The sequence below is a fragment of the Dickeya fangzhongdai genome, from assembly GCF_002812485.1.
Taxonomy (GTDB): Bacteria; Pseudomonadota; Gammaproteobacteria; order Enterobacterales; family Enterobacteriaceae; genus Dickeya; species Dickeya fangzhongdai.
Window position 1 is genome coordinate 4079228 of record NZ_CP025003.1, and the last position, 13288, is coordinate 4092515.

At 53.0% G+C, this 13288-nt stretch carries 6 protein-coding genes, 2 pseudogenes and 1 CRISPR repeat array; of the genes and pseudogenes, 5 read left to right on the top strand and 3 right to left on the bottom strand.

All coding sequences use genetic code 11. The annotated features are described in order from the left end of the window. Nucleotides 1-29: 29 nt before the first annotated feature. A CRISPR array of direct repeats spans nucleotides 30-899; the repeat unit is 28 nt; unit sequence GTTCACTGCCGAGTAGGCAGCTTAGAAA. Nucleotides 900-1289: 390 nt separating this feature from the next. Then, nucleotides 1290-2990 carry a methyl-accepting chemotaxis protein gene (locus tag CVE23_RS18325; protein WP_100850099.1) on the bottom strand — a complete coding sequence of 567 codons (1701 nt, stop codon included), beginning with the start codon at nucleotides 2988-2990 and terminating at the stop codon, nucleotides 1290-1292. A 1037-nt stretch (nucleotides 2991-4027) separates the two neighbouring features. Between CVE23_RS18325 and CVE23_RS18330 the strand changes: the two genes are divergently transcribed. Then, complete coding sequence (locus CVE23_RS18330; protein ID WP_225622699.1) at nucleotides 4028-5572, top strand: sensor domain-containing diguanylate cyclase; 1545 nt, start codon at nucleotides 4028-4030, stop codon at nucleotides 5570-5572. Nucleotides 5573-5846: 274 nt separating this feature from the next. Next, complete coding sequence (locus tag CVE23_RS18335; protein ID WP_167389555.1) at nucleotides 5847-7172, top strand: GGDEF domain-containing protein; 1326 nt, start codon at nucleotides 5847-5849, stop codon at nucleotides 7170-7172. Nucleotides 7173-7176: 4 nt separating this feature from the next. Here the strand turns inward: CVE23_RS18335 and CVE23_RS18340 are convergent, their stop codons facing one another. Next, nucleotides 7177-7596, bottom strand: coding sequence for a secondary thiamine-phosphate synthase enzyme YjbQ (locus CVE23_RS18340; protein ID WP_039692539.1), 420 nt, complete (start codon nucleotides 7594-7596; stop codon nucleotides 7177-7179). 90 nt (nucleotides 7597-7686) lie between these two features. After that, nucleotides 7687-10518, bottom strand: a complete 2832-nt coding sequence (gene uvrA / locus CVE23_RS18345; protein ID WP_049855540.1) for an excinuclease ABC subunit UvrA — start codon at nucleotides 10516-10518, stop codon at nucleotides 7687-7689. A 244-nt stretch (nucleotides 10519-10762) separates the two neighbouring features. On the opposite strand from uvrA, the gene ssb1 reads away from it, so the two are divergent. The 3 genes and pseudogenes from ssb1 to CVE23_RS18360 form a co-directional block, all read left to right on the top strand. Next, nucleotides 10763-11308, top strand: a complete 546-nt coding sequence (gene ssb1, locus CVE23_RS18350) for a single-stranded DNA-binding protein SSB1 (protein WP_038665930.1) — start codon at nucleotides 10763-10765, stop codon at nucleotides 11306-11308. Between the two features lie 331 nt (nucleotides 11309-11639). Further along, a pseudogene (locus CVE23_RS18355) lies at nucleotides 11640-12758 on the top strand (IS3 family transposase). A 76-nt stretch (nucleotides 12759-12834) separates the two neighbouring features. Next, nucleotides 12835-13266: pseudogene (locus CVE23_RS18360) on the top strand (transposase); the annotation flags it as partial. Nucleotides 13267-13288 lie beyond the last annotated feature (22 nt).

Sequence of the window (13288 nt, forward strand, 5' to 3'; positions counted from 1 at the left end):
ATACAAAGGGTTAGAGTCAACGAGCTACAGTTCACTGCCGAGTAGGCAGCTTAGAAATGGAAGATATCCGCGCCGCCTTACAACAGGCAGTTCACTGCCGAGTAGGCAGCTTAGAAATGGAAGATATCCGCGCCGCCTTACAACAGGCAGTTCACTGCCGAGTAGGCAGCTTAGAAAAAAGGTAGCACCGAGCACGCCATAAAGACGGAGTTCACTGCCGAGTAGGCAGCTTAGAAAGAATTCCCTGATACAATATCAACCTTATTATTGTTCACTGCCGAGTAGGCAGCTTAGAAAACCCAGCGCCATTGATGCCCCGCCCATGATCAGTTCACTGCCGAGTAGGCAGCTTAGAAAGCTGATACGCTGATCCGCCGAGAAATCCCGGAGTTCACTGCCGAGTAGGCAGCTTAGAAAGAAAGAAATTACCCCCGAAGTCAGTAACTACATGTTCACTGCCGAGTAGGCAGCTTAGAAAGTATTCAACAAACCGGGTGGCGGTCTGGTCTAGTTCACTGCCGAGTAGGCAGCTTAGAAAAGCGGCTTGAATCCGCATTTCGGGCAAATGTAAGTTCACTGCCGAGTAGGCAGCTTAGAAAGTTCTTGAAATGGATGCATCGACACAGAGGGCGTTCACTGTCGAGTAGGCAGCTTAGAAAATTGCGATGATTTTCACCAGGTTGCTATCCCCGTTCACTGCCGAGTAGGCAGCTTAGAAATATGCCGCACAAAGACAAAGGCCATGCTGGTAGTTCACTGCCGAGTAGGCAGCTTAGAAATTGCCATCAGCAATCTGGTCGGCAGTGTTCAAGTTCACTGCCGAGTAGGCAGCTTAGAAATGACTGAAGAAGCCACCATACCAGAGCAGACAGTTCACTGCCGGATAGGCAGCTTAGAAATCTTACCCTCATTCAGTGGTTTCATTCATGCCGTTCACTGCCGAGTAGGCAGAGGTTGGCGGGGTTGCTGGCGTTAAAAACTACGCTGAGGTGGGCGACTTCGCCGGGTGAGCCGCACGGACGCGGCGAAAGCCTGTGCCGTGCTGGGAGCACGTCACAGGCGGCCCGAACAGCGAAGGCGAACGCCGAAGGCACCGCGTAGCGGCGTAGTTTAGCCTCCAGCCAGTGGTCAAGGAGAGGCGGCGTTTGAGCCTATCCTTGTCGTGCGTGCGATGATGTAGCAAAGAAACGACTCTGTTTATCACGCACGAAACCCTTCACAGCACCGACATGTTCTCTCTATCCTCATCCGGCAGTATTCCCTCCCCCACTCGGGGAGGGAAATATCACTCAGAACGACGTCCAGTCGTCATTGCTACCAGCGGTGGCGGCGGCACGTTTTTCAGTCGCAACCGGGCGAACGGAAGCGGCAGACGGCAGCGCGTGGGATAGCGCCGCCGTCCGACGGGCCGGCGACGGCGCTCCGTTGCTGCCCTGCGGCGTCAGGCGGAACGCGCTGACCGCTTCGGCCAGCAGCGACGCCTGCGATTGCAGCGATAGCGCGGCGGATGCCGACTCTTCCACCAGCGCCGCGTTCTGCTGGGTGGTAGTGTCGATTTGTCCGACCGCGATGTTGATCTGGCTGATGCCATCGCTCTGCTCATGGCTGGCCTGCGAGATCTCGTTGATAATGCTATGCACATCTTTAACGTGACCGGTCAGGCCATCCATAGTGGATTCGGCGGTATCCACCAGTTGCATCCCTTCCTGAATCTTGTCCACCGAATCGTCAATCAGTTCCTTGATCTCTTTGGCCGCCGTGGCGCTACGCTGCGCCAGCGAACGCACCTCGCCGGCCACTACCGCGAAACCGCGCCCCTGCTCGCCGGCACGCGCGGCTTCCACCGCGGCGTTCAACGCCAGAATGTTGGTCTGGAACGCGATGCCATCGATCACGCCGATGATTTCAGCCATACGCATAGAGGCTTCACGAATACTCCGCATCTTATTGGTGACCGACAGCATCACTTCGCCGCTACGGTGCGCGGCCGACGACGCCTGATTGGCGATCGACGTGGCCTGCTGGGTGTTTTCCGCGGTGTTTTTGATGGTCGACACCAGCTCTTCCATCGACGCCGCCGTCTGCTCCAGCGAGCTGGCCTGTTCTTCGGTACGGGACGAGAGATCCTGATTACCCGCGGCAATTTGCGAGGCGGCGGTGGAAATCGCCTCCGCGCCGTCGCGCACCTGGCCGACAATCTGGCGCAGGCTGTCGTTCATGTTGTCCAGCGCCTGCAAGAGCAATCCGGCTTCATCCTTGCGGCTGGTGGAAATTTGCGAGGTGAGATCGCCCTGCGATACGCGGTCCGCCATCACCAGCGCCTGCTGAATCGGCTGGGTGACGCTACGGGTGATCGCCAAGGCAATCCACACACTGAGCGCCACGCCGACACCCAGAATCGCCAGCAGGACCAGACGGATCTCATGATAGGTAGCCGACATGCTATCGACAGTACTCATCATCATATCGTCCTGATAATCCACCAGTTGGCGCACCGCCTTGCGGTAGGCTTTTTGTAACGGATTAAGGTGGTCGTTGAATTCGTTGATCGCCGCGTCCCGATCATTGGCTTTCACCAGCGCAATCACTTTTTGGCCGGAACTCAAAAAATCAGCACGAATAGTGCGAATATCACTAATGACCTGCTGAATTTTTGCATTATTGGATTCATTGGCGTATTTTTCCAGCTCACTCATCAGCCGGGTAATTTCCTGGGAAACAGGAGGAATTTGATCGGTGACGGACTTGATTTTGTCATCACCAGACACCAGCAATAATTGCTGAAATACCCTGACACCTTCACTAACATTTTCGATCAGATTATTGGCATCAACAGTTTTGGGATATATCTCTTGTACGATATCGCGTGCATTGTCATGAAAACTCGACAACTTCAATATTGATAGTATTCCCACTATCAACAGCATGGCTGCCAGGGCGGCAAATCCGGCCCCCAGACGATAACCAATTCGCCAGTCAGATAAACGCATTCTCAGTTCCTCACTCCTTTACTAATAACAAAATGTCATAAACATGACGTCCTCAGGGGCAAAACACAGAGCCGCGTTAAAACAGGCATCGCATCCGTTACTGTCAGTAATCGTGATAAGGGCACAGCAACAATCAGGCTAATACGTCAGCCAGCCATCACGATGAAATACTTCTCATCCCCTTTTCAGGCGACAAAAATCATTTCTTTTCCACAGTGTGTAAGACAAAAACATTATAAAAAAAAGAAATTCAAAAATAGTAAGGCTAAGACCGGACGCGGAATAGTATTCATCGGCCGCCATGACATGCACTCTGGCCTGCTCCCTGACCTACTATCGGCACCTCATTCTAACAACCTTTATGATTCGATCGATAAAAACATTCAAATAATAACTATAAATAGCAATTGGCTATTGGTTTTCAGATATCGATCGGAAATAACCACAAAAAAGACATACTCTTTTCAAGGTTAACGCATATCAGCAGCGAAACGTTAACAAGGTTCCGCGGCAACGCCGGCTAAAAAAGAGAGAGGGAGAAGAAGAGCAACCTGACTATTTTTCATTAATAAAAATAATCAGTTGCAAAAAAAATTGCGAACGGTGATCGGGGTAAACGGCCTGAATGAGTTAAAAAGACCGTCGCCAGACTGGTTTCTTTAATCCCTATTTTTGAGCAAACCAGGGAGCAAGAAAACCAAACGAAATTAATACCAGGCTAATCAAAAGTAGCCAGACGTGATAACAATTCTTATATCCGACATTCATAATCATGGAATTAATTTTATTAAAACACGGTTCCTTCCCTTATTCCCGCTCCTGCTAAAAATTTCCCGTAGCGTCTGTTGACACTATTTTAAACCTTGACTAATACTTAATCATTAAGGCTGATATTCTACCTTAATTGGGAAATGAATTAATTGCACATTTTGTGCAACCAGAAATGGTAATAAGCCGGTAAATATAACTAAATGCGGATAAAAAAACTGCTACAAATAAATCTTTTGCATTTAATCCTGTTCATTTCTCTCTCCAGCATGTTCGTTACGCTATTGAATAGCTATTTCACCTTTTATCATGTTCAAAAGAAATTGCTTATTGAACAGGCAGTTAAGGTAAACTCTAGTTATTCAGCCAAATTATCCGCGACCGTGGATAACTTTTTCTCTACGTCGGAAGAACAGCTGGACTACAGCGCCAGGCTGATCGCCAACCATATCCAGTCCGGTAATTTTCGGTCGCTACAAGCCGAGCTGCAACGTATTCATCAGTTAAGCCACGGATTCAACTCGATGTTGGTGATTACGGCAAACAGCCAGGTCATTGCAGCCTCGCCGACGTCGCTAAATTTGACAGGCATCACACTTACCTCAAACGAACACATGACGACATTAAAAGCCAAAAGGTTTTTTATTAGCGCGCCTCATACGTCCCTAAGCGGCAATTATATTGTCTATATATCCTACCCTATCGTGGATGACGTCGGTAATTATCTCGGTTATATCGGCGGTTCCCTTTATCTTAATAACCGCCGTATTCTGAATGAATTCATGAATACGCAATTCAGCAATGACAGTTTTAATACTTATGTGATTGATAAAGAAGGCACCATTATTTATCACCGCGACGCCAGTCAGATTGGCAGAAAATTCAGCGACGCGAATATTCTGAATTCGATCGCCAATCAGGGTAAGGGCAGTTTTATGATGCCGGATGAACAAGGCATCCCTTCACCGGCGTCGTTTATCCGAACACAGAAGGCGGACTGGATTATTATCACCCAGCAGTCGTTCCATTCGCTTGAGGAAGCGCTGAACGATGTGATGCTCAGCGTCCTGAAGCAAGGCACGCCGCTGGGTATCCTTACTCTGCTGGCGCTCAGCATTCTGGCCTATTACATCTCCAAACCGCTGCGTCAGTTGGCCAAATCGGCCAGCAGCATGGATCAGCTCGGCGTCATTAGCAAAATCCGCTCGGTCAAGTCCTGGTACCTGGAAGCAGAACAGCTAAAACGGGTCTTACTGATGGGCACTGTATTGCTGCACAAGCGTATTGGCCGCCTCAGCTCGGAAGCCCATACCGACCTGCTTTCCGGCATGTTGAACCGACGAGGCATGCTGGAAAGCATGGAAGAGATCCGCAGCGAATATAAGAAGGTCTCGGTGATCGCTATTGATATCGATCATTTCAAAACGATCAATGACTCTTTTGGTCACGACGTCGGCGACGAGGTGATCCGCAAACTGAGCCAGCAGATCCGTAAAAACTTCCGCAAGACCGACCTGGTCTGCCGCATTGGCGGCGAAGAATTCCTGATCCTGCTGCCGGGCGCGGATATTCATGTCGCCACGGTAATTGCCGAACGGCTGCGCAATAACGTCGCCAACACCGTCTATATGCCTGGTTCCCGTCACCATCAGGTCACCATTTCAATTGGCGTGACGACCTTTAACCCGCAGAAGTCGGCGCTGGATATCGCCATCAAGACGGCGGACAACGCGCTGTACAAAGCCAAAAATGGCGGCCGTAATCAGGTGGTGGTGGAATACCTCTCCGACGATATTTCTCTGGCACAGCATTAACCACGCCCGGCCGCTGTGTCGCGGCGCGGTTCCTCCGCCTGCCTAAAGGCTCGACCTGGGCGCATTAGCTTAATTGTGAGACCCTGCCTAATGTTATAGATTCGTGTAATCACAACAAAAAATCGGACGTTAAACGACAATGGCAGACTGTCAAAAAACCAAACTTTTTTGTGCCGGTTTATTGGTATCTTTTTGTTTATCTTATTTATTTTTATTTAACATCCAGAATGCGAAAATCGCCCCGCTCTGGCCGGTTAACGCTTTTATGGCTTTCATGGCGATAACCAACAGAAAGCAGCTCCATTACTCCGTTTTTTTTGTCCTGTTTTTTATTAGCCACACGGCGGCCTCATTCAGCATCCCGCAGGATATTTCCCGACAAAATCAGATGCTGCTCGGCGTTATCGACAGCCTGTTTGTGCCGCTCTATTTTCTGTCCTTGCAGACGGTTATCCGGTTTAAGAACCTGTACTACCCCATTCGAAGAACGGTCATTTTGTGTGCGCCGATAGTGGTGACCAGCATGCTCCAGTCGTTGGTATATTGCAGCCTGCTGTACTCGCTTGATAACGGCAATTATGTGATGGCATCGCTCGACTGGGCGACCGAACAGATCGCCACCGGCGTTCTGCTGTTCCTGATTCTGACCGGATTGATGGCCTATAAACGGGCAGGCGCGCCATTATTAAAGGCGGTTCAGCGGCATAAAGCCGACGCGATGCTGATCGCCGCCTCGGTGCTGGTGCAAATTCTGCTGATACAAAGCAGCACGCTGGAACAAACCATCCTGCTGCTTATCCCGCTGGCGCTGGTTTCGATAAAACTGAATTTCTATCCGTCGGCCCTGCTGTCGGGCCTGACGCTATTCATCGTCTATACCCTTATCTCCACACGTTATTATGGCGACTACTGGAAAGACACCTCGCTTATCTATCTTGAAAACCTGATTTCCTATCGCCTGAACACCCTGATTTCCTGTCTGGTGATCATGCTCATTTGTGAAAAGAATTACGCCAAACGTTTCGCCATCAACATTATCAAGCGGAAAGTTTATACCGATTATCTGTCAGGGCTATACAACCGGAAATTCCTGTGGAAAAAGGTCCAGGAAATACCCAAAGAGACCACGCTGTCGGTTTTGATCTGCGATATTGATAACTTCAAGCACATTAACGACACCTATGGGCACGGCAATGGCGATAAAATTATTCAGGCCGTCTCCCACACCATAAAAACGCATATTTCGCACCACGATCTCGCCGTGCGCTGGGGCGGCGAAGAATTTCTGATTTTGTCGCGCTCACCGGACAAACCGTATCTCAATACCCTCAGCACGCGCATTCTGGACAGCATCCGCGAGTTGCAGATTACGCTTGACGGCGACATTGCCCGGCACGTCACGGTGAGTATCGGCGGTTGCACATTCGAGTATCGGCAATCACCGGATTTTGTCATGGCGATCGAAACGGCGGATAAACTACTGTATCAGTCCAAGCAGGCGGGGAAAGATAGAGCTACCCTGCGCATTCTGGCGCAGGACACAAACGAATCGGAATCATACCTGCCCGTCTTACCGTCGGCGGAACACGAGAAACTGTAATAACTTACTCGCCTTGCAGCGTCGCCACCAGCGAACGGCTGCCGCCGTGATTGCGGTGTTCGCACAGGTAAATTCCCTGCCAGGTGCCGACATGCAGCCGACCATTGCGCACCGGCAACATCAGGCTGCTGCCCAGCAAACTGCTTTTCAGGTGCGCCGGCATGTCGTCGCTGCCTTCGTAGGTATGGCGGTAATACGGCTCGTCTTCCGGTACCAGATGGTTAAAGGCGCTTTCAAAATCCTGCCGTACCGTCGGATCGGCGTTTTCATTGAGCGTCAGCGAGGCCGAGGTGTGGCAGATAAACACATGCAGCAACCCCACCTTAACGTCACGCAGATCCGTCACCTGCGCCAGCACCTCATCGGTAATCAAATGAAAACCGCGGGCACGGGGTTTCAGCCGAATATCGTATTGTTTCCACATCTCACGTCTCCTGTGGTGATGAATGATTGCCGGAAGATGCCATAAAAAAGCGCGGCAAGCCGCGCTTAACAACCGCCGTCTGGAACACGCTTAACCGCGTTCCAGAATCGGTTTCAGGAAACGGGCGGTGTGGGATTTCTCGCACTGCGCCACCGTTTCCGGCGTGCCGGAAACCAGAATTTCACCGCCGCCGCTGCCGCCTTCCGGCCCCAGATCCACGATCCAGTCCGCAGTCTTGATTACATCCAGATTGTGTTCGATCACCACAATGGTGTTGCCCTGATCGCGCAACTGATGCAGTACCGCCAGCAGTTGCTGAATATCGGCAAAGTGCAGGCCGGTGGTGGGTTCGTCCAGAATATAGAGCGTCTGCCCGGTGCCGCGTTTCGACAGCTCGCGCGCCAGCTTCACGCGCTGCGCTTCGCCGCCGGACAAGGTAGTGGCGGACTGCCCCAGCCGTATGTAGGACAAACCGACATCGATCAGCGTTTGCAGTTTACGCGCCAGCGCCGGGATGGCGTCGAAGAACTCGCGTGCTTCTTCGATAGTCATCTCCAGCACTTCATGGATGCTCTTGCCCTTGTATTTAATTTCCAGCGTTTCGCGGTTATAGCGTTTGCCTTTGCATTGATCGCAGGGGACGTAAATATCCGGCAGGAAGTGCATTTCCACCTTGATCACGCCATCGCCCTGGCAGGCTTCGCAACGCCCGCCGCGCACGTTAAAGCTGAAACGACCGGGGTTATAACCGCGGCTGCGCGCTTCCGGCACGCCGGCGAACAACTCGCGGATCGGCGTGAACACGCCGGTGTACGTCGCCGGGTTGGAACGCGGGGTGCGGCCGATCGGGCTTTGATCGATGTCGATCACCTTGTCGAAATGCTCCAGCCCCTGAATGTCGCGATACGGCGCCGGTTCGTTCAGCTCGCCGCCGTTGAGCTGGCGCTGGGCGATCGGGAACAGGGTATCGTTGATCAACGTCGACTTGCCGGAGCCGGACACCCCGGTAATGCAGGTGAACAGCCCGACCGGCAGGGTGAGAGTGACGTCTTTCAGGTTGTTGCCGCGTGCGCCAATCAGCTTAAGGACTTTACCCGGATCCGCCGGAATGCGCTGCGTCGGGATCTCGATTTTGCGCGCGCCGCTCAGGAATTGGCCGGTCAGCGATTCCGGCACCGCCATGATCTGGGAGGCAGTCCCTTCGGCGATCACCTGCCCACCGTGAACGCCCGCGCCGGGACCGATGTCGATGATATGGTCGGCGGCGCGGATGGCGTCTTCATCGTGTTCCACCACAATCACGGTGTTGCCGAGATTACGCAGATGGATCAGCGTCTCCAGCAAGCGCTCGTTGTCGCGCTGGTGCAGACCGATAGACGGCTCATCCAGCACGTACATCACCCCGACCAGACCGGCGCCGATCTGGCTGGCCAGGCGAATACGCTGCGCCTCGCCGCCGGACAACGTCTCCGCCGAGCGCGACAGCGACAGGTAATTCAGGCCGACGTTGACCAGAAAACGCAGGCGGTCGCCAATCTCTTTCAGCACTTTTTCGGCGATTTTCGCCCGCTGACCGCTCAGTTTGATGTTATGGAAAAACTCCATCGCGTGGCCGATGCTCATATCGGCAATCTGCGGCAGCGTGGTCTGCTCCACATAGACGTGGCGCGCTTCTTCACGCAGTCGGGTACCGTTACAGCTGGCGCACGGCCGGTTGCTGATGAACTTCGCCAGTTCCTCGCGCACCGCGGTCGATTCAGTCTCTTTGTAGCGGCGCTCCATATTATTGAGCACCCCTTCGAACGGATGGCGGCGCACCGACGTATCACCGCGATCGTTGATGTATTTGAACTCGATGTTTTCTTTGCCGGAGCCATAAAGAATGACTTTCTGAATCGCCGGGCTAAGGCTATCGAACGGCGCTTCAACGTCGAATTCGTAATGATCCGCCAGCGAGCGCAGCATCTGAAAATAGTAGAAGTTACGGCGATCCCAGCCGCGAATAGCGCCGCCGGCCAGCGACAGTTCGCCGTTTTGCACCACCCGCGCCGGGTCGAAAAACTGCTGTACGCCAAGCCCGTCGCAGGTCGGGCAGGCGCCCGCCGGGTTGTTGAATGAAAACAGCCTGGGCTCCAGCTCATGCATGCTATAGCCGCACACCGGGCAGGCGAAGTTGGCGGAGAACAGCAGTTCCGGCGCGTTCGCGTCATCCATATCCGCCACCACGGCGGTGCCGCCGGACAGCTCCAGCGCGGTTTCAAACGATTCGGCCAGACGCTGCGCCAAATCGTTGCGCACTTTAAAACGGTCCACCACCACTTCAATGGTGTGCTTTTTCTGCAACTCCAGTTTCGGCGGGTCCGACAGGTCGCACACTTCGCCGTCGATACGGGCGCGGATGTAACCCTGCGTCGCCAGATTTTCCAGCGTCTTAGTGTGTTCGCCCTTGCGCTCTTTAACGATCGGCGCCAACAGCATCAGCCGTTTGCCTTCCGGCTGCGACAAGACGTTGTCCACCATCTGGCTGACGGTCTGGGCATCAAGCGGAATATCGTGTTCCGGGCAGCGCGGCTCGCCGACGCGGGCGAACAGCAAACGCAGGTAATCGTGGATTTCAGTGATGGTGCCGACGGTGGAACGCGGGTTGTGCGACGTGGATTTCTGCTCAATGGAAATGGCGGGCGACAACCCTTCGATGTGATCCACATCCGGCTTTTCCATCAGCGACAGGAACTGGCGGGCATAGGCCGACAGCGACTCCACATAACGACGCTGCCCTTCGGCATACAGCGTATCGAACGCCAGCGAGGATTTGCCGGAACCGGATAACCCCGTCACGACGATCAGTTTATCGCGTGGAATAATCAGGTTGATATTCTTCAGGTTATGGGTACGGGCACCACGAATTTCGATCTTATCCATGCACACTTTTCCCGCAATAGACGCTGTTCTTTCATCCTTTCCGTACGAAAGGAAACCGGTAGAAACGGCCGATTATGGCATAAAATAAACTGAATGGATATCCAGTATCCGATTGCAAACAACGGCAACGCAGGAAAAAAGACCGGAGCTGGCTCGCGACTCTCACACCGGTATAATCTGCGGCACTGACATGCTAGAATTCTTCGCTTAAACTTTAAAAAGTGATTGATCAGGAGACACCAACATGGCCAGCAGAGGCGTTAATAAAGTGATTCTTATCGGGAATCTGGGTCAGGACCCGGAAGTCCGTTACATGCCGAACGGCGGCGCAGTCGCTAACCTGACTCTGGCCACGTCGGACAGCTGGCGCGACAAGCAGACCGGCGAGCAGAAAGAGCGCACCGAATGGCACCGCGTCGCGCTGTACGGCAAGCTGGCGGAAATCGCCGGCGAATACTTGCGCAAAGGCTCTCAGGTGTATATCGAAGGCCAGCTGCGCACCCGTAAATGGCAGGATCAGGGCGGTCAGGATCGCTACACCACCGAAGTGGTGGTTGATATCTCCGGCAGCATGCAGATGCTGGGCGGCCGCGCAGGCGGCGGCGCTCCGGCCGGCGGCGGCATGGGCAACAATGCGGGCGGCAACGCGCCACAAGGCGGTTGGGGGCAACCACAACAGCCGCAGCAAGCTAACCAGTTCAGCGGCGGCGGTCAGTCCCGTCCGCAGCAAAGCGCGCCGATGCCGAGCAACGAGCCGCCGATGGATTTTGATGACGATATTCCGTTTTAGAGTTGACTTGTGAATCATCTGTAAAAAATATATATGCAGACCCCTGTTAGTTAAGGGGTTTTTTATTTCTAATGTCTGAGAAAAGTGTCAAGCATCAATTGACAATCTTTAGCGTATCGCGCACCTTGCAATTATGTAACGTTTATTGATTGTGGGCGCATGGAGAAGATCTACGGAGTTACAAAATTTGTCATGGGTAGTGGCGAGCGCTACTGCATGGTGGTGGATCGTTCTTCTGGCCTTCCTGTGTATTGACCCTGACCCAAAATCCTGCTCCATTCAGAAACAGAATTCCGGCATGATAATGACGCCCTGAACGGAGGTTGTGCCGATGAAAAAGTCGCGATTCACCGAAGAACAGATTGTGTTTGCCCTGAAGCAGGCTGAATTGGGTACGCCGGTGCCGGAAGTCTGCCGCAAGCTGGGGATTTCCGATGCCACTTTTTATACGTGGCGTAAAAAATACGGTGGGATTTCACCGTCAGAACTCAAGCATATGCGACAGCTTGAAGAAGAAAACCTGCGGTTGAAGAAGCTGGTTGCCGATCTGAGCCTCGATAAAGCGATGTTGCAGGATGTCCTCGCAAAAAAGAGCTGACGCTGGCACGTCTGCGCGAATGGGTCAGGGATTTACAAGCGCGCTACGGTGCCAGTGAGAGACAGGTCTGTTTGGCATTGCGGATCAGTCGTAGTTCGTTTCGATACCGTTCTGTTGCCGCTGATGACAGTGCGCTGCGCCTGCGCATTCGTGAGATCACCGAAACCCGGGTGCATTACGGCTACCGACGGGTACATGTGATGCTCAGGCGCGAAGGCTGGCGTGATAATCACAAGCGGATCTACCGTCTTTACAGCCAGCAGGGGCTATCGTTACGTCTCAAGCGGCCACACCGCAACAAATCTGCCCAGCGGCGTCAGCCGCAACCTCAGGGGTTATATCCGAACCCTGTGTGGGGTATGGATTTTGTCTCTGATGCCTTGTTTGACGGACGTCGATTACGCCTGCTGACCGTTATCGATCTCTACACGCGCGAGTGTCTTGGGATCTGTGTGGGACAGAACCTTCGTTCAACAGAGGTCGCTGAGATGCTGAACCATATCGCCAGTCATCGCCAGTCATCGCCCGTTGCCTCAGTGGCTGAAAACCGACAATGGCTCTGAATTTGCAGGAAAAATGCTGGATAAATGGGTTTACGAACGGGGTATCCGCATTGATTTTTCCCGGCCGGGAACACCGACGGACAATGCCACGGTGGAATCCTTCAACGGCAGGTTGCGGCAGGAATGCCTGAACGAGAACGGGTTCATGTCTCTGGAGGATGCACGGTGCAAAATCGAAGCCTGGCGCATACACTATAATCAGAGACGTCCCCATTCTGCGCTGGGTTGGATGACGCCATCCGAATTTGCTCAAAAATCTGTCGGTTGCCAGAATATGCAGCCATCCTGAAGTCGAGAATTTCTGATTATGGGTGGATCAGATTCGGGGTCAGGGTCAATATTTGGGGTCAGGATCAGTCAGGGTCAACAGCCTGAAATACGTCTCGTGGAAGGATTACAAGGGCGTCACCAGCGGGCTGAAAACGGTGTATCAGGCCCCAACCGAGGAGGCGGCGTTGATGACGCTGGACAAGTTCTCCGACATCTGGGGTGAGAAATACCCCCAAATCAGCAAAAGCTGGCGTGCGCACTGGGAAAATCTCAATACATTCTTTGGCTACCCGCCGGATATCCGCAAGGCTATCTACACCACCAATGCCATCGAGTCGCTGAACAGTGTGATTCGCCAGGCGATAAAGAAACGCAAAGTATTCCCAACGGATGACTCAGTGCGGAAAGTGATTTATCTGGCGATACAGTCGGCCTCGAAAAAATGGAGTATGCCGACCCAGAACTGGCGGTTGGCGATGAGCCGTTTTATTATCGAGTTCGGTGACCGCCTGAGCGATCACCTTTAATACGGTGGCAATTACACAGAAT